Below are 25,531 nucleotides of genomic sequence, written 5' to 3' on the forward strand. Positions count from 1 at the left end.
TGTACCCCGTGGGGGGCCCGGGGGGGGGTGCCGGGGGGGGGGGGGGGGCGCCGCCCCCCCCGCCCCCCCGGGGCGGGGGGCGGGGGGGCCCCCCCCGCCCCCCGGGGGGGGGGGGCCCCACGGCGCTTCGGCCCTCGGTGCGTCAGTCCCCGGCACCGGCCGGAGCGGCGCCCTCGGCGGCGGGGCGGCCGGTCGCTGGACGGTCGGTCGCGGGGCGGCCGGGCAGCAGCAGGCAGAGCGGCACGGCGGCGGCGGTGAGCGCCACCGACCACCAGAAGGCCTGGTCGAAGCCCTGGGCCAGGGCGGTCGGGGTGCGGATGCCGCCGGTGCCGTGCTGGAGCACCACGGTGAGCAGCGCGATGCCCACCGAGCCGCCGATCTGCTGGGCGACCCTGGTGATGATGCTGGCGTCGGGGATCTCGGCGCGCTCCAGACCGGCGAAGGCGGCACCGGCCGGGGCGATCATGGCGGCGCCCAGCGCGAGGCCGCGGACGAACAGGGCCGCCGCCAGCGGGAGCAGACCGGTGTCGGCGCCGACGAAGGCGAACGGCACGGTGGCGGCGGCGACCAGGGCGAAGGCCGCGAGCGAGACCCGGCGGGGGCCGAAGCGGTCGGTGTAGCGGCCGGCCAGGCCGCGGGCCAGCAGCGCTCCGACGCCCTGCGGGATGAGCAGCAGGCCGGCGCCGAGCGCGTCCTGCCCGCGCAGCTGCTGGAAGTACAGCGGCAGCAGCAGCATCGGCCCGTACAGCGCGACGCCGCCCAGGAAGAGCAGGGTGGCGGAGGAGGCCACCGAACGGTGGCGGAACAGTCGCACGCCGACCAGGGCGCCCTCGGGGCGGGCCAGCGCCCGGGCGGTGAAGCCGGCGACCAGGGCGAGCCCGCCGAGCAGCGGGACGAGCACCTCGGCGGTGGCGAAGCCGCCCCGGCCGTCGACCCGGGAGAGGCCGTAGATCACGGCGGCGCAGCCCGGGGAGAGCAGCAGCATGCCGAGCACGTCCGGCCGGGCGCGCGGCCGGTCCGGGCCGGGGCGGTCGTCGGGCAGGTCGCGGCGGGCGAGCAGCACGCCGACGACGCAGAACGGGATGTTGACGAGGAACAGCCAGCGCCAGTCGGCGACGTGCAGGATCAGTCCGCCCAGCACCGGGCCGAGGATCGGGCCGAGCGCGGTGGGCACGGTGATGATCGCCATCACCTTGCCGGTGTTGCGCCCCTTGGCGGCCTGCATCAGCAGGGTGCTGACCAGCGGCATCATCAGCCCGCCGGCGACGCCCTGGACGATCCGGAAGGCGATCAGGGAGGCCGCGTCCCAGGCCAGGGCGCTGAGCACGGAGCCCAGCAGGAAGCCGAGGAGGGCGGCGATCCAGAGCCGGCGGCCGCCGAACCGCGCCTGGGCCCAGCCGGCCAGCGGGATGGTGACGAACACGGCGAGCAGGTAGCCGGTGCCCACCCACTGGACGGTGGAGAGCGGGGCGTGCAGCCGCTCGGCGAGGTCGTCGAGGGCGACGCTGACGATGGTGGTGTCGAAGACGACGGCGAGGGCGCCGGTGATCAGGGTGACGGCCAGCCGCCACACGGCGGGGTCCACCCGGTCGGGGCCGGACGGCGTGGCGGCGGGCGCGGGTGCGACGGCGGGGTCGGTGCGGTGGGGGGTGCCCACGACGGCTCCTTTAGATACAGAGGTCTATCTTACGGCGGCCAGAGTAGGGCGCTAGGATAAGAAAGACAAGTCTTCCTAACGGAGGGGTCGGCGATGGCCGAGCGACGCCGCGGGCCGGCACTGGAGAAGGCACTGCTCGACGCGGCCTGGGCGGAACTCGCCGACCACGGCTACGCCCGGTTCACCATGGACGCCGTCGTCAAGCGCGCCGGCACCAGCCCGCCGGTCCTCTACCGGCGCTGGCCCAACCGCGACGAACTGGCCCGCGCCGCCATCGGGCACGCCGTCCGGGGGGCCCGGATCGACACCCCCGACACCGGGAGCCTGCGCGGGGACGTCCTCACCCTGATGCGGGAGATCAACACCACCCGGGTCGAACTCATCACCGTGGTGCAGATGCACCTGGCCGGCTACCGCCAGGAGTCCGGCACCAGCCCCGCCGACCTCGTCGACCCCCTGGTCACCGGCCGCGCCGAAGCACTCGACCTGCTCTTCGCACGCGCCGCCGCCCGCGGCGAGGTCGACCCGGCCCGGCTCACCCCCCGGCTCAAGTCGCTCCCCTTCGACCTGCTGCGCCTCCAGATCCTCACCACGTTCGCGCCCGCGCCCGACGACGTCCTGGAGGAGATCGTCGACACCCTCTTCCTGCCCCTGCTGCACTGACCGCGGGCGGCGGCCCGCCGGACCGCTCCGACGCCCCGGCCGCTCAACCGCTCAACCGCTCAGCGGCTCGGCGGCTCGGCGGCTCGGCCATGGCGACAGCGACCCGGCGGCTCAGCCCCGCGGCTCGGGCCGCAGTTCGAGGGTGCAACACTTCGCGGCGCCGCCCGCCTTGAGGAGCTCGGTGGTGTCCACCCCGACCGGATTGAAGCCGCGCTCCCGGAGCTGCTCGATCAGGCCGGCCGCCGCCTGCGGCAGCACCACGTTGAGGCCGTCCGAGAAGGCGTTGAGGCCGAACACCGCGGCGTCCTGGGCGTCGGCGAGGATCGCGTCCGGGAAGAGGGTCTCCAGGACGGAGCGGCTGCCGGGGGTGAAGGCCGCCGGGAAGTACATCACCTCGGTGTCGGAGAGCACCGAGAGCGCGGTGTCCAGGTGGTAGTGCTCGGGGTTGACCAGGGTCAGCGAGGTGACCGGCAGCCCGAAGAACTCCTGCGCCTCGTAGTGCGAGCGCTGGTCGGTGCGGAAGCCGGTGCCGGCCAGGATCCGCCGCCCGACCGGCAGGTAGTCGCCCTCGCCCTCGTTGACGAACTCGGGCCACAGCACCTCGCGGTAGCCCTGCTGGACGAACCAGGCCAGGTAGGCCGGCCCCTCGGCGGTCCGTTCGACATGCCGGAACCGGGCCCCGAGGACCTTGCCGTCCACCACCGTCGCGCCGTTGGCGGCGAAGACCATGTCCGGCAGGCCGGGCACCGGCTCGATCACCTCGACGGTGTGGCCCAGCGACAGGTACACCTCGCGCAGCCGCTCCCACTGGAGCAGCGCCGACTCGCGGTCCACCGGCTTCTCGGGGTGCATCCACGGGTTGATGGAGTACGTCACGTCGAAGTGCTGCGGACGACACATCAGGAGTCGGCGCGGGGTGGCCCTCCGGGCCGTCGGCCGTATCGGCTCGGACTGAGTACCGCCACTGGACACAGGGATCTCCTCTGCGTTGGTGGTTTCAGGAGAGGGAAAGGGTGCCGGGTCACCGTGCGGACCGCGGCGCCGGTGGGGGTTCACGAGGCCCAGGTCACGAAACGCCGTCACCGCAACGATCCTGACATGTCATCGGCAAGCCCACAGTCACCCGACCCTAGCAGTCGACCTGCCCATTGTCCCGGGTGTTCATGCCACGAACGACCGACCGGACTCCGCCGCGACCGGGCTCGCCCCGGCCGACCGCAGCGCCGCCCCGATGCGGGACACCGAGCGCCTGCGGCGGCTGCGGCGGGCTTCGCGCCCATCTGGTCGACCAGTTACCCGAGTTCATGGCGCCGACCCTCCTGACCGTCCTCCCGGAGATCCCGCCGGCCCCCGACGGAAAGGTCGACCGGGATGCCCTGGTGGCACCGAATTCCCTTGCCGCCGAGACCCCTTCCGTCCTTTCCTGAATGAACGACCCGCCATATTCCCGACCGTGTCGCACAAGCCCGCTGCTAGGATCTGTCAAATGCGCGCACTCGACGACAACGAAGTCCGTGAATCCTTCGTCAACTGCACCAAGGGAGAGGCGCGCAGGCTCAGCCTTCCCCGCAACCTCTCCGAACTCCCCTGGGACGACCTGGACTTCCTGGGCTGGCGGGATCCGGGCGCGCCCGACCGCGGCTACCTGGTGGTGGAGCGGGGCGACGGCCTGGTGGGGATCACCCTGCGGTCGCCGAACGTCCGGCGCAGCCTGACGAAGACCAACGTCTGCTCGCTGTGCATCACCATCCACGGCGGCAGCGGGGTCGCCCTGCTCTCCGCCCGGCTGGCCGGCCCGGCCGGGCGCGAGGGGAACACCGTCGGCACGTACATCTGCGCCGACCTGGCCTGTTCGCTGTATGTGCGCGGCAAGCGCAGGTCGGCCTCGGTCAGCCGCCCCGAGGAGTCGCTCTCGCTGGAGGAGCAGATCGCCCGCACGATGACCAACCTCGACGCCTTCGTGGCGCAGGTGCTCAAGAAGACGTGATCCGCGGGCTGCGGACACAATCTCCCGACCCCCTACGGGCTTCCACAACCATGAGGCCGGGCACGTCGATCGACACAGTGCCGTCGACACGGGGTGCGGCGTGAATTCCGAGAACGAACTCCTTCGACGCCTCCGCGAGAACCGTAGGACCACGACCGGACAACCGACGATCGAACACCTTCCGCCAACCGGACCGGTTCCCGCGTCGAGTTCCCAGCAACGCCTTTGGTTCCTTGACCGGTTGCACGATGGCACCGCCCCCGTTCCGGGGCGGTGCCATCGTCGTCCAGCGGGGCCGTGCGCGGTCAGTCGGTCGTCGGGCCGTCCTTGAGGACCCGGGCCACCACGGCGACGGCGGCGGTGACGTCCTCGGCGCTCACCCCGTTGTGGACGACCGCGCGGATCCGGCCGTGGCCGAACTCGGTGACCGCCAGGCCGTGCCGGGCCACCGAGGTGACGAAGCTGCGCCAGTCGAAGCGCTCGTCGGTGACCTTGAAGATCACGATGTTGGTCTCGACGGTGTCCACGTCCAGCTCCACGCCGGGCAGCAGCGCCAGGCCCTCGGCCAGCCGCCGGGCGTTGGCGTGGTCCTCGGCCAGCCGGCCCCGGGTGTCCAGTGCCACCAGCGCGGCCGCCGCCAGCAGCCCGACCTGGCGCATCCCGCCGCCGAGCATCTTGCGCAGCCGGCGGACCCGCTCCACGAACTCCGCGCTGCCGGCCACCATCGAACCGACCGGCGCGCCCAGGCCCTTGGAGAGGCAGAACTGCACCGAGTCGACGTGCGCGGTGATGTCCGCGACCTCCACCCCGGCGGCGATCGCCGCGTTGACCACCCGGGCGCCGTCCAGGTGCACGGCGACGCCGCGCTCGTCGGCGAACCGGCGCACCTCGGCCAGGTAGTCGAGCGGCAGCACCACGCCGCCGCAGCGGTTGTGGGTGTTCTCCAGGCAGATCAGCGAGGGCAGCGCGAACTGCGGGTCGTCCGGGTCCTTCGGGAAGGCGGCGGCCAGGTCGGCCAGCGCGATGGTGCCGTCGGCCTGGTTGGGCACCGGCTCGTAGACGACCCCGCCGCAGACCGCGGCGCCGCCCGCCTCGTACAGCCAGATGTCGCTCTCGGCGCCGACCACGGCCTTGGTGCCGCGCGGGGCGTGGGCCATGATCGAGGCGAGGTTGGCCATGGTGCCGCTCGGGAAGAAGCAGGCGGCCTCCTTGCCGGTCAGCTCGGCGGTGCGGCGTTCGAGCTCGTTGACCGTCGGGTCCTCGCCGTAGACGTCGTCGCCGAGCTCCGCCTCGGTGATCGCGGTGAGCATCTCGGGCGTCGGCAGTGTGAAGGTGTCACTGCGCATCTCGATCACGGCGGGAAGGTCCTCTCGTTCCGGCACGGTGCGGGGTGGATCAGCTCGCCGGGACGGGCTCGGCGAGCTGCCGGGCGGCGCCGGGGCGCAGCCTGGCGGTCACCGGGAGGTGCTTGATCCCGGCGATGAAGTTGGAGGCCAGGTGGGCGACCGGGCCGGCCGGTTCGAAGCGCTCGACCAGTTCGGTGACCTCGGTGAAGAACTCGCCGAGGGCGATCCGGGCGAGCGGGGCGCCGACGCAGTAGTGCGCGCCGAACCCGAAGGCGACGTGCCGGTTGGGGGTGCGCGCCACGTCGAAGACGTACGGGTCGTCGAAGACCGTCTCGTCGCGGTTGGCCGAGCCCAGCCAGGCGACCACGGCCTCGCCGGCCCGCACCGGTTCGCCGCCGAGGACGGTGTCCTCGGTGGCGTAGCGCATGGCGTGGGTGGCCGGGGAGGCCCAGCGCAGGCCCTCCTCGACGGCGGAGGCGACGGTGGCCCCGCCGTCGAGCAGCCGCCGGTACTGGTCCGGGTGCTCCAGCAGGGCGTTGACGGTGGTCGCGATGACGTGCGGCGCGGTGACGTTGGCGCCGAGCAGCACGTTGTAGCAGTTGTAGATGACCTCGTCGAGCCGGATCGTGCGGTCGCCGACGGTGAGCTGCTGGAGCAGCCCGACCAGGTCCTCGCGCGGGGTGCGGTCGGCGGCCACCTCGGCGAAGTAGTCGAAGAGTTCGTGGTGCGCGGAGACCAGCTGGTGGCCGCCGGAGTCGTCCCGGGAGGCGGGGTCGGCGGGGGCGATCGCGACGGTGGTGAGCCTGGTCAGTTCGGGCCAGTCGGCCTCGGGCAGGCCCATCAGGGCGCCGGTGAACATCATCGGGAAGGCGGTCATCGCGGCCGCCAGGTCCCAGGGTTCGCCGCTCGCCAGCGGTGCCAGCAGCTGCCGGGCCATCCGGCGGATGGCCGGGCGGCGGGCGGCGAGTTCGCGGGCGGAGAGCGCCTGGGCGACGGGGCGGCGCAGGTAGCCGTGGATCGGCGGGTCGCTGGCGACCATCATCCGGTCGGCCGCCGGGTCCTGTTCGCCGAGGACGGAGAGCATGTTGCCGCGCCGCGAGGTGTAGAGCGCGTGGTCGCGCAGCACGGTGCTGGTCTCGGCGTGGGCGGTGACGGAGACGTAGCCGCGGCCGCTCGGGACGGTGAGCCGGGTGACGGGGGCCTTGTGGCGGTAGTGGCGCCAGACCGCGTGGGGGTCGCCGGTGGCGTAGAAGTGCGGGTCGCTCAGGTCGACGAGTTCCGGGTCCGGTGCCCCGTCCCGCTGCCCGTCGTCGCCGGGGCCGGTGATCCTCACCGGTCGGCCCCGGTCGGGGCGTCGGAGGCGAGTTCCGGCCGCTGGGTCCTGATGTGGTCCGCCAGTCCGGCCACGGTGGGGTTGAGGTAGAAGGCCCGGGCCCGGATCACCGCCTCGAACTCGGCGGTGATCTCCCGGGTGATCCGGCTGGCGGTCAGCGAGTGCCCGCCGAGGTCGAAGAAGTCGTCGTCGACACCGACCGGTTCGACGTCGAGGACCTCCTGCCAGAGCACGGTGAGCCGGTGCTCGACCGGGTCGGCGGGCGCCCGGTATGGCACGTCGCCGTCCGGGCGGGTCCGGCCGCGCCGGGCGGCCAGGGCGTCCCGGTCGACCTTGCCGTTGGGCTTGAGCGGCAGCCGGTCCACCCAGACCAGGGCGGTGGGGATCATGCCGGCCGGGAGCTCCTCGGCCAGGGTGCGGCGCAGTTCCACCGAGGAGACGGCGTAGGGGCCGCTGTAGAAGCCGACCAGCCGGCGGTCGCCGGGGCCGTGGTCCTGGAGGACGACGGCGGCGTCCTGGACGTCGGGGTGGCGGCGCAGCCGGGCCTCGATGTCGTCGGACTCGATCCGGATGCCGTTGACCTTGAGCTGGCCGTCGGCCCGGCCGGCGAACTCGTAGGCGCCGTCGGGGCCGCGCCGGGCGAGGTCGCCGGTGTCGTACATCCGGGTGCCGGGGGCGCTCGCGTACGGGTCGGGGAGGAAGCGGTCGGCGGTGAGGCCGGGCAGTCCGAGGTAGCCGTGGGCGAGGCCGGCGCCGTTGACGAAGAGCCGGCCGACGGTGCCGTCGGGCACCGGGTCCAGCCGCTCGTCGAGGACGACCATGCCGGTGCCGTCGATCGGTCCGCCGATCGGGACGCCGCGGTCGCCGAGCGGTGCGCGGACGGGGTGGGTGCTGGTGAAGGTGGTGTTCTCGGTGGGGCCGTAGGCGGCCGAGACGAGGGTGTCGGGCAGGGCGGCGGCGGCCCGGTCGACGTGTTCGGCGGAGAGCACCTCGCCGCCGGTGAACAGCCGGCGCAGGGCGGGCAGGTCGGTCAGGCCCGCCTCGACCGCCTGGTGGAACAGGGCGGTGGTGAGGAACAGCACGGTGGTGCCGGTGTCCCGGGCGGCCTTGACCACCTCCGCCGGGCCGAGCCGGCCGGCCGGGGCGAGCGCCAGGCAGCCGCCGTTCAGCAGCGGGCCCCAGATCTCCAGGGTGGAGGCGTCGAAGGCGACCGGGGCGAGCTGGAGGAAGACGTCGTCGGGCCGGGCGTCGAGGTAGCCGGCGTCCAGCACCAGGCGCAGCACGGCGCGGTGCGGCACGCAGACGCCCTTGGGGCGGCCGGTGGAGCCGGAGGTGTAGGCGACGTAGGCGAGGTCCTCGGGGGTCTGTCCGCTGTGGGTGCCGGGGTCGTCCGTCGCCGGTGCGGCCGTCACGTCGAGGTGTTCGGCGGCCACGTCGAGGTGCTCGAACGCGCCGTCGAGCTTCGCCCGTCGGTCCGCGTCGGTGACCACCAGCGACACCTCGGCGTCGCCCAGGATGGTGTGCAGCCGGGCGGGCGGGTCACCCGGGTCGACGGCGACGTAGGCGGCGCCCGCCTTGAGGATGCCGAGCAGGGCGACGACCAGCCGGGGCGAGCGCTCCAGCAGGACGCCGACCCGGTCGCCGCGGCGTACGCCCCGGTCGCGCAGCCGGGCGGCGAGCGCCCCGGCGGCGGCGTCGAGGGCGCCGTAGTCGAGGTCGCCGGCCTCGCTGCGGACCGCGGTGGCGGTCGGCGCGGCCGCCGCGACGGCGGCGAAGCGGCTCGCAAGGGTCCACCCCTGCTGGGGAACTGACTCGGTCGTGCCCGGTGATTCCAACATGGTGCGGTCGCGGATCCCTTCGCGCGAAACCCTTGCCCTGTCAGTTCTTGACGAGAAGTCAGTGAATGGAGTTCGGATAGTGGGTAACGAACTCTTTTGCCGAGTCGTGGACTTGGGGTCCGGCTATGCCCCCACCTCGAACGCTTCGGATGCTATTCAGCGTGACGATGCGCCGTCAAGAGCGGACCGGATCTCTCCGCCCCCGCAACGCCAACTCACCACGGGTGATCGGGATTTTCCCCTTTTGCTTGCACAGCACGTGGGGCAGCTCCTACTGTCATGGAGTGATCAGGAGTCGCGGCAGTGTGCTGCCCTGAGCACCGTCATCGGTCGACCGGACTCGACGTCGACCCAGACAGGCCATCCCCAAAAGGGAGAGAGCAGGGAAGTCCGTGGGTGAGCGGCAACGTTCCGGCGTGGTCGCCGGAACCGACATCGTCGACGTGGCCGGAATCGGCTTCGGCCCCTCGAACCTGGCCCTCGCGGCCGCCATTTCGGAGATCGCCGACGGGGCCCCGGTCACCGCGCGCTTCTTCGAGGCGCAGCAGCGCTTCGGCTGGCACCGGGGCATGCTGATCGAGGGCGCCACCATGCAGGTCTCGTACCTCAAGGACCTCGTGACCATGCGCAATCCGACCAGTCCGTACTCGTTCCTGTGCTACCTGCAGGCCAAGGGCCGGCTGGCGGACTTCATCAACACCAAGTCCTTCTACCCGCTGCGGGTGGAGTTCCACGACTACCTGGAGTGGGTCGCGGAGGGCTTCGCGGACCTCGTCTCCTACGGCTCGCGGGTGGTGGCGGTCGAACCGGTCGCCGGCGAACAGGGCGTCGAGTTCCTCGACGTGGTCTTCGTCGCGGCCGACGGCACCCGCCAGGTGCAGCGCGCCCGCAACCTGGTGATCGCCGCCGGGATCGAGCCCAAGCTGCCCGCCGACCTGCCGCACTCCCCGCGGATCTGGCACACCTCCCGGTTCCTGCCGGAGGTGGAGCGGATCGCACCGCAGGACCCGCGCTCCTTCGTGGTCCTGGGCTCGGGCCAGAGCGCGGCGGAGGCGATCGAGCACCTGCACGCGCGCTTCCCGCGGGCGCAGGTGCACTCGGTGCACTCCCGGTACGGGTTCAGCGTCGCCGACGACAGCCCGTTCGCCAACCAGGTGTTCAACCCCGAGGCGGTGGACCGTTTCCACACCGCCCCGGACGACGTCCGGCAGCGCCTCATCGAATATCACGCCGGCACCAACTACTCGGTGGTGGACGCCGATCTGCTGCAGTCGCTGTTCCAGCAGGCGTACCTGGAAAAGGTGGCCGGAAATCCCCGGCTGAATTTCCACAACGTCTCCCGGGTAAGCGAAGTGACGGAAACTCCGGACGGCCTGCGGATCGACGTGGAATCGCTGTCCTCCGGCACCAGCACCATCCTGGAGGCCGAGGCGCTGGTCTGCGCCACCGGCTACACCCGCACCGACCCGGCGGTCTTCCTGGACGGCCTGCTGCCGCACTGCGGGCTGGACGACCAGGGCCGGCTGCGGCTCGACCGGGAGCACCGGGTGGTGACCGACGAGAGCGTGCACTGCGGCATCTACGTCCAGGGCTTCGGCGAGCACAGCCACGGGCTCTCCGAGACCCTGCTGTCCCTCTCCGCCGTCCGCGCCGGGGAGATCGGCGACATGCTCGTCAAGGCACTGTCCGGCTGACCCTCGCACCGACCGGCTGGCCCCCGCACCGACCGGGTGGGCCGGTCGGCCGGCCGCCCGGGGCGGATCCGGCAGCGCCGAAACACTGAGACCGAGGAGTACGAGTGTTCACGCCGAAGCTCTACCAGGTGGACGGGGACGACTGGCCGCTGCGGGTCATCGAGCGGCACCCGCTCGCCGTGCTGACCGGCAACGGGAACCCGACGCCCAACGCCACCCACGTGCCGGTGATCGTGCCGCCCGACGCCGCCCCGGGCGACCCGCTGCAGGGCATGCGCCTGTGGACCCACATGACCCGGGTGAACCCGCACTGGCAGCAGCTCGTCGCCGACGGCGGCGGCCCGGCGAAGCTCGTCTTCCACGGGCCGAACGGCTACGTCACCCCGACCCTCTACTCCGCCCCGATGGTCGCGCCGACCTGGAACTACGTGGCCGTCCACCTGGAGGGCACGATCGAACTGGCCGCGGACGACGAGACCCTGACGATCGTCCACACCACCGCCCAGACGCTGGAGGACCGGTTCGGGGACGGCATGCCGCTCGCCCCCTCGCTGGAGTACCACCGGCAGATCGTCGGCGCGGTCGGCGGCATCCACTTCACCGTGACCAAGGTCGAGGTGATGTTCAAGCTGAGCCAGGAGAAGGACCCGGAGGTCCAGCAGCGGGTGCTCGACCGCTTCGCCGGCAGCGGCTCCGGGCTGCACCGCGAGGTGGCCGACACCATGCGGGCGCTGCGGCTGGGCTCCGACGAGCGCTGACGCGCCGGGAACGGGAACGCCGGAGGCCCGGGGTGGTGAACCACCACCCCGGGCCTCCGGCGTTCGCGGCCGGGCCGCAGGTCAGCCCTTGCTGCCCTGGCTGCCCTCCATGGCCCGCCGCAGGCTGCGCGGGCGCATGTCGGTCCACACCTCGGAGACGTGCTCCAGGCACGCCTGGCGGGTCCCCTCGAAGCCCTCCGCCCGCCAGCCGGCCGGGACCTCCCGGTCGGCCGGCCAGACGGAGTACTGCTCCTCGTCGTTGAGGACCACCAGGTACCGGCGGTCGTCGTCGGGCTCGCTCATGTTCGTCCTTCCGTTGGGGCCTGGGTGGGACCTGGGCCGGGCCTGGGCAGAGCCTGGGCGGGGCCTAGGCGGGGCCTAGGCGGTGGCGTAGCCGGGCAGGGGGAACTTGGCCGCCAGTTCGGCGACCTGGGAGGCGACCGAGTAGCGGACGTCGTCGGGCAGTTCGTAGCTGCGCGGCCCGAGCGGCGTGACGGCGGACAGCACGGTGTCGATCAGCTCGGCGCAGCGCCCCGCCTCCGCCCCGGACATCCCGCGGTGCGCGGCGCTGTTGGAGCCCAGCCGCACGCCGCCGCCGACCAGCGGCGGGGTGGTGTCGCCGGGCACCCGGTTCTTGTTGACCACCATCCCGCACTCCTCCAGCGCCTCCTCGGCCACCAGGCCGCTGAGGCCGCGGGTCCGCAGGTCGACCAGGACGGTGTGGTTGTCCGTCCCGCCGGAGACGATCGGGTAGCCGCGCCGGCCGAGTTCGGCCGCCATGCCGCGGGAGAAGGAGACGATCCGCTCGGTGGTGGCCGCGAAGGCCGGGGTCGCCACGATCGCGAGGGCGCGGGCCTTGGCCGCGATGCTGTTGAGCGCGGGCGCGCCCTGGTAGTACGGGAAGATCGCGCGGTTCAGGAAGGTGCCGAGGTCGCCGTTGCCCTTGGGCGCCGGGGCGTCGTGGTCCCGGCCGACCAGGATCAGGCCGCCGCGCGGGCCGAACAGCTGCTTGTGGGTGCAGGCGGTGGTGATGTGGGCGTGGTCGACCGGGCTCGGGTGCAGGCCGGTCGCGACCAGTCCGGCGACGTGCGAGATGTCGGCCATCAGGTAGGCGCCGACCTCGTCGGCGATGGCCCGGAAGCGGGCGAAGTCGACGATCCGGCTGTAGGCGGTGGCCCCGCAGATGATCACCCGGGGCCGGTGCTCCCGGGCAAGCTCGGCCACCTGGCCGTAGTCGATCAGCCCGTCCGCGTCCAGCCCGTACCCGACGGCGTCGAAGTACTGTCCGGCGTACGCGGCGGGGCTGCCGTGGGTGAGGTGGCCGCCCTCGGCCAGGTTCATCCCCAGCAGGGTGTCCCCGGGGTTCAACAGGGCGGACAGCACCGCGTAGTTGGCGGTGGTCGCCGAGTGCGCCTGGACGTTGGCGTAGCGGGCGCCGAAGACGCTCTTGGCGCGCTCGATCGCCAGGCTCTCGATGTCGTCGATGACGCCGCAGCCGGCGTGGTAGCGGCGGCCCGGGTAGCCCTCCGCGGTCACGTTGACCGCGGTCGAGGCCTGGGCGGCCAGCACCGAGGGGTCGACCACGCTGGAGGAGGCCACCAGCGACAGGGTGGCGTTCTGCCGGGCCTGCTCACGGGCCAGCACCCGGTGGAGCTCCGGGTCGTCGGCGGCGAGCTTCTCGGCACCGGCGACCAGCAGGTCGCGCACGGTGTCCTCGGTCTCGTCCGCGTCCTCCGGGGCGCGGCCGGGGGCGGGTGAAACTGACATGGGACCGTCCTTCGTCAGAGCGGCCGGGCGAGTTCGCGTGCCAACTCGGCCACGGTGGGAAAGTCGAACAGGGTCCAGACGTCGAGGTCCACCCCGAGGGCGGCCCGGATCCGGGTCGCCAGCTTGACGGCGGCCAGCGAGTGGCCGCCCAGCTCGAAGTAGTCCTCGTGCGGGCCGACCTCGGCGATGCCCAGCGACTGGGCGAACAGCGCGCGCAGGGTGCTCTCCAGGTCGGACCCGGTGTCCTCGGCGCCCTTCGCGTCCCCGGCGCCGTCGGCGGGGGCGGGGGTGAGAGCGGGGACGGCGGCGGGGGCGGGGGCGGGAACGGCGGCAGCGGGGGCGGCCTGGGCCGGGCCGGCCAGCGCACGGCGGTCGAGCTTGCCGTTCGTCGAGGTGGGCAGTGCCGCCAGCTCGGTGAACTGCTTGGGCACCATGTAGGCGGGCAGCACCTCGGACAGCGCGGAGCGGCACTTCTCCGGGTCGAAGGCGCCCGGCCCGGCGGGCACCACGAAGGCGGCCAGCCGCCGGGCATCGTCCTCCCCGACCGGGAGCACCGCGGCCTGCCCTACACCCGGCTGGGCGCGCAACACGGTCTCGATCTCGCCGAGTTCGATCCGGAAGCCGCTGATCTTGACCTGGTCGTCCAGCCGCCCGAGGTACTCGATCTGCCCGTCGGTGCGGTACCGGGCGAGGTCGCCGGTGCGGTACAGCCGCCCGCCCGGGGCGAAGGGGTCGGCGACGAACCGCTCCCGGGTCAGTTCCGGCTGCCGGTGGTAGCCGAGCGCGACCTGGACGCCGCCGATGCACAGCTCGCCCGCCACGCCGACCGGCACCGGTTCGAGCCGCTCGTCCACGACGTACAGGCCGGTGTTGGCGATCGGGCGGCCGATCGGCACGTCCCGCCCGGCGAAGTCCGGCGCGGCCTGCCAGTGCGAGACCTCGATGGAGGCCTCGGTGGGCCCGTAGAGGTTGTGCAGTTCGCAGTCCAGCTGCCGGAAGAAGGCCCGGACGGTGGTCGGGGTGAGCGCCTCGCCGCTGGCGAAGACCAGCCGCAGGCCGGCGCAGTGCCCGGCCAGGTCGTCCTCCTCCAGGAAGGCGTCCAGCATGGAGGGCACGAAGTGGATCACGGTGACGCCCCGGTCCCGGACGGTCCGCTTGAGGTAGCGGGTGTCCCGGTGCCCGCCCGGGCGGGCGACCACCAGGCAGGCGCCGGAGACCAGCGGCCAGAGGAACTCCCAGGCCGAGACGTCGAATCCGAACGGGGTCTTCTGCAGCACCCGGTCGTCCGGGCCGAGCGGGAAGCGCCGGCGCCGCCAGTGGACGGTGTTGAACACGCCCGCGTGGCGGTTCAGCACGCCCTTGGGGCGGCCGGTGGAGCCCGAGGTGTAGATCAGGTAGACGGGGGTGTCGCCGGTGATCTCCGGGCGTCCGGCCTCCGGCGCCTGCGCGCCCTCCCGGACGGCCTCCTGGACGGTCAGGGCGGTGACACCGGGCCCGGCGAGCGCCTCGACGTCCTCGGGGCGGCAGAGCACGGCGGCGGCGCCGGAGTCCTCGACCATGTACCGCACCCGGTCGGCGGGGAGTTCGGGATCGAGCGGCACGTAGGCGAGCCCGGCCTTGAGCACCCCGAGGATCGCCACCACCAGCTCGACCGAGCGCTCCAGGTGGATCCCGACGAAGCCGGAGCCCGCGCCTGCGGTCAGCCGGCGGCTCACCAGGGCGGCGCGCCGGTCGAGTTCGGCGTAGCTGAGCACCTCGTCCTCGAACTCCACCGCGGGCGCGGCCGGGGTCGCCCGCGCCTGCTCCTCGAAGGCCGCCACCACGGTCGAGTCCGGGTACGGCGTCCGGGTGCCGTCGCCGTTCCACTCGGTGAGGATCCGCTCGCGCTCCTGCGGCGAGCCGAACCGGGCCCGGCGGGCCGCTCCGTCGGGGTCGGCGACCAGCGCGGCCAGCAGCCGGGCCGTGTGCTCCAGCACCCGGGCGGCGGTGGCCTCGTCGAGCAGCGCCGGGTCGTACGCGGCCTCCAGCAGGGCACCGGGGCCGGCCTGGCCCAGCCTGACGGTCAGCGGGGCCTCGGCCCCGTCCACCGGGCCGCTCACTCCGGCGACTTGACGCTCCACCTGCCGCCGGATCCCGCGCAGGTCGGCGTCCTCGTCGACCGAGATCCGCACCGACCCGGGCCCGTCCAACGTCAACTCGACGTCCTGCTGGCCCGCGTAGTGGTGCAGCAGGACCGCGAGCACGGCCGCGAGCACCGCGTCCGCGCCGCTGCCGGGTTCCTCCGCCAGGCCCAGGAATCGCTCCAGGACCGGTTCCGGAACCGGATGCGTACGCGAACTGCCGCGTTCGGTCGGATGATTGGCGAGCCACCGGTCGCACGGCAACCGCACCAGGCCCACGGCCGCCGTCGTGACGAGGCCGCCGGCCACGTGTGTGCCGGTCATTCGCGACTCCCGGAAGTGAGCATGCACCGGACAGGTTCGAGATCAAGGGATACCGCACCGGCCGAGGTATGACAACCAACTGCCTTTCCCGTTGGACTTTTCCGGGGACTTTCCGGCCCACCCCCGGGGAGGATCTTCCGCAGAGTGCGTACGGCTGACAGACTGGACCGATGATCGCCCGCCCGCCGGCGCACTCCCTCCCGGCGCGGCCGAGGCATTGCGGGCGGCTCCGCGCCACCCCCGCCCCCTTCCGACCTCGCCGCCTTCCGACCTCGCCGCCTTCCGATCTCGCCACCTTCCGATCTCGCCCCCGACGTTCCGACACTTCGATGGGAGCACGATGCCCGGTTCCGTCGGCGCGGCCGACCCGGCCGAGCGGTACGAACTGTCCTCCGGCCAGGAGGCGCTGTGGATGTTCGAGCAACTGGTGCCCGGCACCGCCGCCTACCACGTCCCGCTGGCCTTCCGGCTGCGCGGCCCGCTGCGGCCCGAACTGCTGCGGGGGGCGCTGACCCTGGTGGTGCGCCGGCAGGAGGTGCTGCGCACCGCCTTCCGCGCGGACGAGGGCGACCCGTACCAGCTGGTGCTGCCGCCCGGCGAGGCCGAGTTGCCGCTGTGCGAGGTCGCCGACGGGGTCGAGCTGGCGGACGCCCTGCACCGGGAGGCGCGTGAGCCCTTCGACCTGGCGGCGGGTCGGCCGTTCCGGCTCCGGCTGTTCCGGCTCGGCCCCGAGGAGCATGTGCTCAGCCTGGTGATGCATCACATCGCCACCGACGGCTGGTCCTTGCGGGTGCTCACCGACGAACTGTCCGCCGGGTACGCGGCACTGCTGGCCGGCAAGGACCCGGAGGCGGTGCTGCCCGAACTGCCGGTGCCGTACCGGCGGTACGCCCGGTGGCAGCGGGAGTGCTTCCAGGGGCCGGAGCTGGAGGAGCTGCTCGGCCACTGGGAGGCCGCCCTGCGCGACCTCCCGGCCGTCGACCTGGCGGCGGGGCGCAGCCGCCCCCGGCGCCCGTCCTTCGCCGCCGACCGGCTGGTGGTCCGGCTCGACCCTGAGCTGCACCGGGCGCTGACCGAACGGGCCCGGGCCGCCCGGCTCTCGCTGTTCCCGCTGCTCGGCGCGGCGTTCTCGCTCGCCCTGACCGAGCGCACCGGCCGCCCCGACACCGCCTTCGCCACCCTGTTCGCCGGCCGCGGCGAGCCGGAACTCGAACCGCTGATCGGCTACTTCGTCAACATGGTGGTGCTGCGGGCGGACCTCGCCGACGACCCCACCGTCGAGCAGCTCGCCGCCCGGCTGAACGCCGCGACCCTGGCCGCCATCGACCACGAGGTGCCGTTCGGCGCCGTGGTGCGCCGGCTCGCCCCGGCCCGCCGCCCGGGCCGCAACCCGCTCGCGCAGGTCACCCTCCAGCTGCGCACCGGCGGCAGCGCCCCCGGCCGCCCGGAGCTGCCCGGTGTCAGCTGCGAGGACGTCGACCTCTACCCCGGGCGGCACGCCTTCGACGCCACGGTGACCTTCATCGAGGACGGCCCGGACTTCCTGCTCAGCATCGAGTACTCCACCGAGGCCTTCGACCCGGCCTGGGCGGCCGGCCTGGCCGAACAACTGCAGGCCCTGCTCCGGGCCGCGCTGGAGCGCCCGGGCGCCCGCGGCTCCGACCTGCTGGCCGCGGCCCCGTACACCCGTCACGAACCCCACCAGGGAGCCTCCTCATGACCGAGCACGCCGACCCCGTCCTCCCGGTGCTGTGGGGTGACCGGCCCGAGGCCGTCGAGTCCGGGCCGCTGACCGGCCTGCCGGCCGCCGCGCCCGCGGACCTCGCCGCCGGACTGGGCGCGCTGGTGCTGCGCTACGGCGGCCTGCGGCCGGTCACCGTGTGGGGCCGCGCCGAGGGGCAGCAGGAGTGGACGGCCTGGCGGATCGAGCCCGCCGAACTGGCCGGAACCGGATCATCCGCGCCCACCCTGGCGGCCTACCGGGCCGCCCTGGCCCGGCACTGCGAGGGGTTCCCCGAGGGGCGCCCGCTGGAGCTGTCCGTCCACCCGGACTCCTCCCCCGCCGTGTTCGCCCTCACCCCGGCCGCTGACGGCGGCTGGACGCTGCGCGTGCGGGCCACCGCCCGGCCGGACGACGCGCACGCCCTGGACCGGGTCGCCGCGCACCTGGCCGCCTTCCTGACCGCCCCCGACGGGCAGCGGATCGACCTGGTCGACCACCTCACCCCCGCCGAGCGCGAGCTGGTCGCCGAGGTCAACCGGCCCGGGCCGCCGCTGACCGAACCGGTCTGCCTGCACCAGCGGGTGGCCCGGCGGGCCGCCGAGGCCCCCGAGCGGATCGCCGTGGTGCAGGGCGGGCTCAGCCTGACCTACGGCGAACTGGACGCCAAGGCCGAGGCCCTGGCCGCCCGGATCGCCGCCCTCGGCGTGGGGGTCGGCGGGCGGGTCGGGGTGGCCGCGACCCGCAGCGCGGAGCTGGTGGTGGCGGCGTACGCGGCCTTGAAGACCGGAGCCGCCTTCGTCCCGCTGGACCCGATGCTGCCCGCCCACCGCCGCGAGGTGCTGCACCGCCTCGGCCGGGTCGACGTGGTGGTCGCCGACGCCCTGGGCGCCGCGAACGGCGCCGACAGCAGCACGGGGGTGCCGCTGATCGTCCTCGGCCCGGTCGAGGAGCTGCCGGCCGCCCCGGCCGGTTCGCTGCCGTCGGTGCCGGTGACCGGCCGCGACCTCGCCTACGTGATCTTCACCTCCGGCTCCTCCGGCGAGCCCAAGGGCGCCCTGCTCGACCACGTCGGCCGGACCAGCATGATCCTGGACCTCAGCGCCCGCTACGAGCTGGGCCCCGGCGACCGGATCCTCGGCGTCTCCTCGCCGAGCTTCGACATGACGGTGTACGACGTGTTCGCCGCGCTGATGACCGGCGCCACGCTCGTCCTGCCGGAGCGCGGCCGGGAGAACGACGTCGAGCACTGGGCCGAGCTGGTCGAGCACGCCGGGATCACCGTCTGGCACTCCGTCCCGTCCTCGCTGGCCCAGTTCCTGCGCACCTGGGGCACCGGCCGCACCGGCGCGCTGCGGGCCTTCCTGCTGGGCGGGGACTGGATCCCGCTGGCCCAGCCCGACGCCGTCCGCGCGGCCTTCCCGCAGGCCCGGTTCATCAGCCTGGGCGGCGCCACCGAGGTCTCCGTGGACAGCACCTACTACGACGTGGCCGCCGTCGACCCGCGCTGGCGCTCCGTCCCGTACGGGCGGCCGATGACCAACCAGAGCGCCCACGTGCTGGACGCCTTCGGCGCACCGGCGGCCGTGGACCAGCTCGGCGAGCTGTTCCTCGGCGGGCTCGGCGTCGGCTGGGGCTACCAGGACCGGCCCGCCTTCACCGCCGAGCGCTTCCTGCCCGACCCGTTCTCCGCCGTCCCCGGCGCCCGGCTCTACCGCACCGGCGACCTGGCCCGGCTGCGCGCGGACGGCGAACTGGAGCTGATCGGCCGGGTCGACCACCAGGTGAAGATCGGCGGGGTGCGGATCGAGCTCGGCGAGATCCAGTCCTGCCTGCGCGAGCACCCGGCGGTGGCGGACGCCGTCGTGGTGCCGGTGCGCGACTCGGCGGGCATCGCCCAGTCGCTGGCCGCCTACGTGTCCGTAGCGGGCCAGGCCTCCGTCGAGGACCTCCGCGCCCACCTGCGCGAGCGGCTGCCGGAAAGCATGGTCCCGGCCCGGGTGTTCGCCCTCGCCGAGCTCCCGGTCAACCAGAACGGCAAGATCGCCCGCCCGGAGCTCGAACGCCTCGCCGCCGAGGCCGCAGCGCCGGTACCCGACTCCGACCCGGCCGTCCGCACCGCCGTCGGCGAAACCTGGCACGAGGTGCTGGGCCTGCCCGAACTCCCCGGCGCCGCAGATTCGTTCATCGACCTCGGCGGCAACTCCCTCGCCGCCATCCAGATCGTCGGCCGGTTGAACCGCCGCTTCGGCACCGCACTGAAGGTCGCCGACCTGATCACGGCGGACACCGTAGCCGCAGTCGCCGCCATCGTCACCCAACGCCGCGGCACCAGCAAGCGCCCCTCCCTGCGCTGACGACAGAGGCCCGCCTCGCCGGGGCGGGCCTCCGTCCTGTCTGAATCAGCGCAGATAGGTCTCCCGCCACTCCAGCGTCGTCATGGTCAACGCCGCCTCCGCCAAGGCCTGCGCGGACGCCGTCTTCAACTTGGCCAGGCTGGAGTCGATCCACGGCTGAACATGGGGGTACCCGGACTCCTGGTACTCCACGGCCTGCACCAGGCACTCCAGCTTGTCCGCGTCGTGGGCGCAGATCACCTCCAGGCTGTCACCCTGCTCGTACTCCTCCACGATCCGCTGCACACCTGCCCGCACCGCCGGGTGCGCGGTCGCCACCTGGTCCGCGGTGACCGTCTCGTTGGGGGACGCCGAGAGGTACCGCCGACCGATGTGCGGAATGTCCCCGATCCGGGTCTCCTGGCTGTCGTGGAACGTCGCAAGGAGTGATGCCTTCGCCGGGTCGGCGCCCTCCATCATCGCCAGCACCGCCGCGATCACCGACGTGCGCCAGGAGTGCTCAGCGATCGACTCCGGATCCCGCACCCCGGCGTGCCACCAGCCAGTACGGCGCACCCGCTTGAGCACCCCCATCTCCGCCACGAAGGTCGCCGTACCGGCCGCGGCCTCGGCGGTGATGTCCTCTGCCATCAGGTACTCCTTCGTACGGATTGCTCGTGCACAGCGGCGAACTCACGCCGAGATCTTGAGGATAGGACCGGGCCGGCGCCATCGAGCAGCCTTTCCGACTGCGAGGCCAGCAAACCGGCGGTGTCCGGAGCCGCCAGAGGCAGCCACGGATGGAGGCGCAGCAGCGCCCACAGGGTGTGCGCATACAGCTCGGCGTAGGTCGGGGCCTCGTCAACGCCGCGCACCAGCAGCCGGAACAGGCGCACCGGGTCCAGACCGGACAGGTTGCGATCGGCCATGAACCGGTCGTCCGCCTGCTGTCCGCTGCCCGCGCCGAGCCAGTGCGCCCAGTAGTTGAGGTTCGCGACCTCGCCCTCGTCGTCGTCGACGAGCGCTCGTTCGATGAAGTCGATCAGTGGTTGCTGGTCGCCCTGCCTCGCCAGCGCGGTCGCCATGGACCGGGCCTCCGCCCACCGTTCCGACCAACCCCGCAGTCCCAGCACTCCCCGACCCCGGTAGAGGGTGTGCGCGGTCCAGGCCCGGGCCTCCGGCGTCCGGTCGTAGCTGGTGAGGTAGAGGGCCTGGCGCCGCAACAGGGGCGCTGCCGTCCCGGCCCGATGTGACTCCTCGGCAACCTGACGCAGGTGAGCGAAAAGCTGCTGCCGATCCACGGCCGTCAGCATCGGGGACTTCGGTGCCGCGCCGCGCCGAGAAGCAAGCGGCCGAGCAGAAACCACCGGAGGTGGTGTTCCCTGTATCGCCCAGCCGATCATGTGTGCCACGGCCCGATCGTGCACCCACCCGGCGAGCGGGTGAAGCAGAGCGTCACGCGGGGGATCGAGCGCAGCGGCGATGATCCGGTCCGCGTCCATCGCCGGGTCCAGCAGCGCCACCAGCACGGTATCCGCACCGAGTACGGGCAGTTTGCGCCGCAGTTCCAGAAGGGCCCCCGCCTTCATGTTCGCCAGCGGCCGACGGCCCGACTCCCAGCCCTGAACTGTCGCCAGATCCACGACCAGAATCTCAGCCATCCCACTCTGCGTGTGCCCGGCGGACTCCCGGCAGAGGCGCAGCACGAACCCGGCGAGGGTTCCGGTCACAGCGTGCACTCCTTCCGGACGGCACCCAATACGTACTGCCGGTCAGTCCTACCTCCGTCTGGTCCGCCCTACAGTCGAAATGACACAACGTCACCACTTCGATACCGACCGGGACTGTGACCATGACGACGGAGCCCGCCGAGGTGATCGTTCCGGAGCCGGTCGGGAGGCCCGGCGCCACCAGCACGGCCATCAGCATCATCTACGAGGAGGTACAGCCTGATGTTCGCTCACTCCGACCGGCTTCCCACCGGAAGTCCGCTGCCTGTCGGCGTCGCCACCCCCGTGCCGTGGGGCGTGCGCAGGATGGCACCGTACCCGGCGTTCTCGCCCGGGTACGCCCGGGTGGAGATCGACCCGGCCACCCAGGCCGGCCGCTACTTCGACGCCACCGGGGCCGTGATGGAGATGCCCGGCCACGGCACCAGCACCGGCACCAACCCGCCCACCAACACCGGCAACCCGTCCGACGGTTCCAGCGGTGGCGGGGCCGGTGGTGGCGACCAGGACACGGGGAACGACGGAGACCAGTGACCGCCGTCGGCCCGGTGTTGGTCGTCACCGTCAAGGACGACCCCACGGCCGACTTGGTGATCGTCGAGCTGCACGACCGGGGTGTCCCGGTCGTGCGGCTCGACTCCGGGGACTTCCCCCATGCCTTGTCGGTCGCGGCCACGATCACCTCCGCCAGCGTCGAGGGCTCGATCACGACGCCCTCCCGGACCGCCGACCTGTCGGCGGTCCGGTCGCTGTACTACAGGCGTCCGTCCGGATTCACGTTCCCGCTGGACGGGCAGGACGCCCGCTTCGCCGTCGCCCAGGCCCGATACGGCCTTGGCGGTGTCCTGGCGTCCCTGCCCGGCTGTCTGTACGTCAACCACCCGCACCGGATCGGCGACGCCGAGTTCAAGCCCTCCGGGCTCGCCGCAGCAGCCGCCGCCGGCTTCCGGGTCCCACCGACGCTGGTCACCTCGGAGCCCGATGCCGCGAGGGAGTTCATCAGGCGCCACGGTGCGGTGATCCACAAGCCGTTGTCCGCGCCGCTCTACCGCGTCGGTGGTGTCTCGTGCACCGTCGAGGTGGCGGAGGTCGCCGCGGACGAGATCGACGGCTCGGTGGCCGGCACCGCCCATCTGTTCCAGCAGCGCATCGACAAGCAGGCGGACGTCCGCGTCACCGTCATCGGCGACCAGGTCTTTCCCGTGCGGATCGACTGTGACCTGCTGGACTGGCGGACCGACTACAGCAAGCTCACCTACTCCGTCGTCGCGCTGCCTTCCGGTATCAGCGAGGCCCTGCACACCTACCTCGCTCGCTTCGGGCTGGTCTTCGGTGCTTTCGACTTCGCGGTGGACCGGCAGGGTCGATGGTGGTTCCTGGAGTGCAATCCGTCCGGCCAGTGGTACTGGCTGGAGCCCGAGACCGGCCTGCCGATGCTCGCGGCGATGGCCGACCTGTTGGAGAGGAGGACCGGATGACCCGGACCGCCGGCGACAGCGCCCCCTTGCGCCGGGCGCTCGCCGACAGCCTGGCCGAGCTCGGAGCCCTGAGGACCGGGCCGTGGCGCGAGGCCGTGGAGGCCGTGCCCCGTGAGGCGTTCCTGCGCGGCGGATGGTTCGACGCCGTCCCCGGCTCCGCGCCGACCGCCTGGCGTCCCGTCATGCCGGACGCACCGGGCTGGCTCGAACAGTGCTACCGGGACGAGTCCCTGGTCACCCAGGTCGCCGGGACGATCGTGCCCGGCGACCTGCGGGGCGAGATCATGCGGACCCCGACGTCCTCCAGCACCATGCCGAACCTGGTGGTGCGCATGTGGGAGGAGCTCCGGGTCGAGGACGGCCACCGGGTTCTCGAAGCGGGCACCGGCACCGGCTACTCGACCGCGCTGGGCTGCCACCGGCTGGGCGAGGAGAAGATCGTCTCCGTCGAGGTCGATCCGGAGGTGTCCGCACGGGCCGGCGTGTCGTTGGGAGCTTGCGGGTTCTTCCCCGAGCTCGTCGTCGGCGACGCCCTGGCCGGCGTCGCCGGAGGCCATCGGTTCGACCGGGTCATCTCCACCTGCGGTGTCCTCACGATCCCGCCCGCCTGGATCGAGCAGACCCGACCGGGCGGGATCATCCTGGCCACCGTGTGCGGCTGGATGTACTCCTCGGAGCTCGCCCGGCTCACGGTGAGCGAGGACGGCACCGCACACGGCGGCTTCCTCGGGGGGCAGATCTCGTTCATGCTCGCCCGCCCCCAACTGCCGCCGCGACTCGGCATGCTGCCCGACCTGGACGCCGGGGACGAGCGCGCCGCCGTCCACGGGCCCGACGTCCTGCGCGACTGGACGGCCCGCTTCGTCTCCCAGATCGCGGCTCCCCGAGCTCAGAGGGTCATGCTCGGCGTCGGCGGCGGCCAGGAGCGGCCCGTCATCATCGATGTCGAGGCCGGTGCATGGGCCGCTCTCACCCGGGAGGGGAACCGGTGGACCGTCCGCCAGGGCGGGCCGGCCCGGCTCTGGGACGACATCGAGGAGCACCTGACACGGTGGCTGACCGACGGGTCCCCGGGGCTGGAGGCCTTCGGGATCCTCGTCACGCCGGAGGGCCAGGCCATCACGTGGCCGAGGTGCGCGGGCTGAGACCGGCCGCTGAGGGAACTCGTGTCACGGCACCGGGGAGGAGCCGTCCAGCGCAGGACGGCCCCTCCTCTCGGTCGGACGTTCAGTGCCGCTCGGCGAGCGTGCGGGCCACCGCGTCGCGGTCGACCTTGCCGCTGTGGGTGCGGGGCAGGGTGGCGACGGTGGTGAAGGTGCGGGGGATGTACGGGTCCGGGAGGTGGCGGCGGAGTTCGTCCGCCGCCAGGGCCGGGTCCAGCGGGGCGGCGCCCGCGTCGACAGTCACCGCGCAGTGCAGGGAGCGGGAGCCCTGGCCGTCGTCGAGGGCGACGCAGACCGCGGCGGAGACGGTCGGCAGGTCCAGCAGCCGTACCTCGATCTCCAGCAGGTTGACCCGGTAGCCGCGGATCTTGACGTCCTTGTCCCGGCGGGCCAGGAAGGTCACGGCGCCGTCCTCCAGCCGGACCAGGTCGCCGGTGCGGAAGGCCGCGGTGTGCCCCTGCGGGGTCGGGTCGACGGTGACGAAGCGCTTGGCGTTCAGCTCCGGCTGGTTGAGGTAGCCGGGCGACAAGGGCGCGCCGGCCACCAGCAGTTCGCCCACGTTCGGCTCGGCCGCGTCCAGCGGGTCGATCAGCAGCTCGCAGCCCGGCAGCGGCACGCCGATCGGCGGCAGCGCGGGCCAGGAGGCGCTGGGGCCGGTCAGGGTGTGGGCCGTCACCATCGCCGACTCGCTCTGCCCGTAGTGGTTGTTCAGCCGACACCCCGGCAGCCGGGCGAACAGCTCGCGGATGTCCGGGGTGCAGACCAGCTGCTCGCCGGCCGCGTTGACCTCGGCGAGCGCCAGGTGCTCCAGCGACTCCTCCTCGGCCGCCGCCACGGCGAGCATCTGCAGGGCGACGTACGGCAGGAAGAGCCGCTCGATCCGGTTCTCCCCCAGCCACTCCAGCAGTTCGAAGGGGTCCTGCCGCAGCTCCTCCGGCACCACCACGAGCGTGCCGCCGCCGCACAGGGTGCCGAGCACCTCCTGGAAGGAGACGTCGAAGTTGAGCGGGGCGAACTGGCCGGTGCGCAGGTCCCGGCGGACGGAGTGGCTGCGCTGCCAGTCGGCCATCACGTCCAGGCAGCTGTGCGGCACGGACACGCCCTTGGGCAGGCCGGTGGAGCCGGAGGTGTAGATGATGTACGTCCACAGCTCGGGGCGGCAGTCCACCTTCGCGGCCGTGCCGGCGGTCGGCAGGCCGGCGATCGGCAGGGCGGGCACCGGCACCTCGAACTCCGGCGGCGCGTCCGCGTACAGCACCAGGCCGGCGCCGCTGTCCTTGAGCATGTGGGCCAGCCGCGCCGCCGGGTACTCGCTGTCCAGCGGGAGGTAGGTGGCGCCCGCCCACATCGTGCCCAGCAGCGCGGCCACCACGGCGGCGCTGCGCCGGCCGGTGACGGCGACCCGGTCCTCCGGGCCGATCCCGGCGGCGGCCAGGCCGTCGGCGATGCCCTTGACCCGGGCCAGCAGCTCGCCGTAGGTGAGGCTGAGCTCGCCGTCGACCACGGCGGTCGCGCCGGGCGTGGCGAGGGCCTGCTCCTCGAACGCGGCCAGCAGGCAGGGCGGGTGGGACTCGCCGCCCCAGAGCGAGAGTGGAGCGGGACTCATGCGGTTCCTCC

Annotated in this window: 20 protein-coding genes; 9 read left to right on the forward strand and 11 right to left on the reverse strand. The window is 73.2% G+C overall.

Annotated features, from left to right (window positions below; genetic code table 11):
• Positions 1-142: 142 nt before the first annotated feature.
• The gene (locus tag ACFY2K_RS37995) at positions 143-1,657 is read right to left on the reverse strand and encodes an MDR family MFS transporter (RefSeq protein WP_387717211.1); all 1,515 of its coding nucleotides are present in this window, start codon (positions 1,655-1,657) and stop codon (positions 143-145) included.
• Between the two features lie 93 nt (positions 1,658-1,750).
• Between ACFY2K_RS37995 and ACFY2K_RS38000 the strand changes: the two genes are divergently transcribed.
• On the forward strand, positions 1,751-2,320 hold the full coding sequence (locus tag ACFY2K_RS38000) for a TetR/AcrR family transcriptional regulator (protein ID WP_380528422.1): 570 nt from the start codon (positions 1,751-1,753) through the stop codon (positions 2,318-2,320).
• A gap of 111 nt (positions 2,321-2,431) precedes the next feature.
• On the opposite strand, the gene ddaH is transcribed toward ACFY2K_RS38000, so the two are convergent.
• The gene (ddaH, locus tag ACFY2K_RS38005; protein ID WP_387717213.1) at positions 2,432-3,292 is read right to left on the reverse strand and encodes a dimethylargininase; all 861 of its coding nucleotides are present in this window, start codon (positions 3,290-3,292) and stop codon (positions 2,432-2,434) included.
• A 514-nt stretch (positions 3,293-3,806) separates the two neighbouring features.
• Here ddaH and ACFY2K_RS38010 point away from each other — a divergent pair.
• Entirely contained in the window at positions 3,807-4,307 is a 501-nt protein-coding gene (locus ACFY2K_RS38010) for an FBP domain-containing protein (protein WP_387717215.1), read from the forward strand.
• A 305-nt stretch (positions 4,308-4,612) separates the two neighbouring features.
• Here the strand turns inward: ACFY2K_RS38010 and ACFY2K_RS38015 are convergent, their stop codons facing one another.
• The 3 genes from ACFY2K_RS38015 to ACFY2K_RS38025 are packed head-to-tail and all read right to left on the reverse strand — an operon-like array spanning position 4,613 to position 8,824.
• Entirely contained in the window at positions 4,613-5,653 is a 1,041-nt protein-coding gene (locus ACFY2K_RS38015; protein WP_375890557.1) for a GntG family PLP-dependent aldolase, read from the reverse strand.
• A gap of 49 nt (positions 5,654-5,702) precedes the next feature.
• Positions 5,703-6,986: a cytochrome P450 gene (locus tag ACFY2K_RS38020; protein ID WP_375890498.1), complete on the reverse strand. Its 1,284-nt coding sequence runs from the start codon at positions 6,984-6,986 to the stop codon at positions 5,703-5,705.
• Entirely contained in the window at positions 6,983-8,824 is a 1,842-nt protein-coding gene (locus ACFY2K_RS38025) for an amino acid adenylation domain-containing protein (protein ID WP_387717217.1), read from the reverse strand. The genes ACFY2K_RS38020 and ACFY2K_RS38025 overlap by 4 nt, the downstream gene beginning before the upstream one ends.
• A 416-nt stretch (positions 8,825-9,240) precedes the next feature.
• Here ACFY2K_RS38025 and ACFY2K_RS38030 point away from each other — a divergent pair, with 416 nt between their 5' ends.
• Both ACFY2K_RS38030 and ACFY2K_RS38035 read left to right on the forward strand, forming a co-directional pair.
• Positions 9,241-10,518, forward strand: coding sequence for a lysine N(6)-hydroxylase/L-ornithine N(5)-oxygenase family protein (locus ACFY2K_RS38030; protein ID WP_380530048.1), 1,278 nt, complete (start codon positions 9,241-9,243; stop codon positions 10,516-10,518).
• Between the two features lie 104 nt (positions 10,519-10,622).
• Positions 10,623-11,276 (forward strand): FMN-binding negative transcriptional regulator, encoded by a 654-nt coding sequence (locus ACFY2K_RS38035; protein ID WP_380530046.1) that lies wholly within the window; start codon positions 10,623-10,625, stop codon positions 11,274-11,276.
• Positions 11,277-11,357: 81 nt separating this feature from the next.
• Here ACFY2K_RS38035 and ACFY2K_RS38040 read toward each other — a convergent pair whose 3' ends face one another.
• From ACFY2K_RS38040 to ACFY2K_RS38050, 3 genes are all read right to left on the reverse strand, one after another.
• Positions 11,358-11,579 carry an MbtH family protein gene (locus ACFY2K_RS38040; protein WP_375890505.1) on the reverse strand — a complete coding sequence of 74 codons (222 nt, stop codon included), beginning with the start codon at positions 11,577-11,579 and terminating at the stop codon, positions 11,358-11,360.
• A 75-nt stretch (positions 11,580-11,654) separates the two neighbouring features.
• The gene (gene glyA, locus ACFY2K_RS38045; RefSeq protein ID WP_380527725.1) at positions 11,655-13,043 is read right to left on the reverse strand and encodes a serine hydroxymethyltransferase; all 1,389 of its coding nucleotides are present in this window, start codon (positions 13,041-13,043) and stop codon (positions 11,655-11,657) included.
• Between the two features lie 14 nt (positions 13,044-13,057).
• Positions 13,058-15,487, reverse strand: coding sequence for an amino acid adenylation domain-containing protein (locus ACFY2K_RS38050; protein WP_387717220.1), 2,430 nt, complete (start codon positions 15,485-15,487; stop codon positions 13,058-13,060).
• Between the two features lie 340 nt (positions 15,488-15,827).
• Between ACFY2K_RS38050 and ACFY2K_RS38055 the strand changes: the two genes are divergently transcribed.
• Positions 15,828-17,207, forward strand: coding sequence for a condensation domain-containing protein (locus tag ACFY2K_RS38055; RefSeq protein ID WP_387717222.1), 1,380 nt, complete (start codon positions 15,828-15,830; stop codon positions 17,205-17,207).
• A complete protein-coding gene (locus ACFY2K_RS38060; RefSeq protein WP_387717224.1) occupies positions 17,204-19,564 on the forward strand; it encodes a non-ribosomal peptide synthetase in 2,361 nt (786 codons plus the stop codon). The genes ACFY2K_RS38055 and ACFY2K_RS38060 overlap by 4 nt, the downstream gene beginning before the upstream one ends.
• A gap of 45 nt (positions 19,565-19,609) precedes the next feature.
• On the opposite strand, the gene ACFY2K_RS38065 is transcribed toward ACFY2K_RS38060, so the two are convergent.
• On the reverse strand, positions 19,610-20,194 hold the full coding sequence (locus tag ACFY2K_RS38065; RefSeq protein ID WP_387717226.1) for an HD family hydrolase: 585 nt from the start codon (positions 20,192-20,194) through the stop codon (positions 19,610-19,612).
• Positions 20,194-21,273, reverse strand: coding sequence for an XRE family transcriptional regulator (locus ACFY2K_RS38070; protein WP_380593330.1), 1,080 nt, complete (start codon positions 21,271-21,273; stop codon positions 20,194-20,196). Before ACFY2K_RS38070 ends, ACFY2K_RS38065 begins: the two co-directional genes overlap by 1 nt.
• A 222-nt stretch (positions 21,274-21,495) precedes the next feature.
• Here ACFY2K_RS38070 and tgmA point away from each other — a divergent pair, with 222 nt between their 5' ends.
• From tgmA to tgmC, 3 genes are read left to right on the forward strand one after another with little or no spacing between them, the layout of a single operon-like run.
• Positions 21,496-21,807 carry a putative ATP-grasp-modified RiPP gene (gene tgmA, locus ACFY2K_RS38075; RefSeq protein ID WP_387717228.1) on the forward strand — a complete coding sequence of 104 codons (312 nt, stop codon included), beginning with the start codon at positions 21,496-21,498 and terminating at the stop codon, positions 21,805-21,807.
• On the forward strand, positions 21,804-22,751 hold the full coding sequence (gene tgmB, locus ACFY2K_RS38080; RefSeq protein WP_387717230.1) for an ATP-grasp ribosomal peptide maturase: 948 nt from the start codon (positions 21,804-21,806) through the stop codon (positions 22,749-22,751). The genes tgmA and tgmB overlap by 4 nt, the downstream gene beginning before the upstream one ends.
• Positions 22,748-23,896 (forward strand): ATP-grasp peptide maturase system methyltransferase, encoded by a 1,149-nt coding sequence (gene tgmC / locus ACFY2K_RS38085; protein ID WP_380593327.1) that lies wholly within the window; start codon positions 22,748-22,750, stop codon positions 23,894-23,896. Before tgmB ends, tgmC begins: the two co-directional genes overlap by 4 nt.
• An 82-nt stretch (positions 23,897-23,978) precedes the next feature.
• On the opposite strand, the gene ACFY2K_RS38090 is transcribed toward tgmC, so the two are convergent.
• Complete coding sequence (locus ACFY2K_RS38090; RefSeq protein WP_375890524.1) at positions 23,979-25,520, reverse strand: AMP-binding protein; 1,542 nt, start codon at positions 25,518-25,520, stop codon at positions 23,979-23,981.
• Between the last annotated feature and the right edge of the window lie 11 nt (positions 25,521-25,531).

This window comes from Kitasatospora sp. NPDC001309 (genome assembly GCF_042896295.1).
Lineage (GTDB): Bacteria > Actinomycetota > Actinomycetes > Streptomycetales > Streptomycetaceae > Kitasatospora.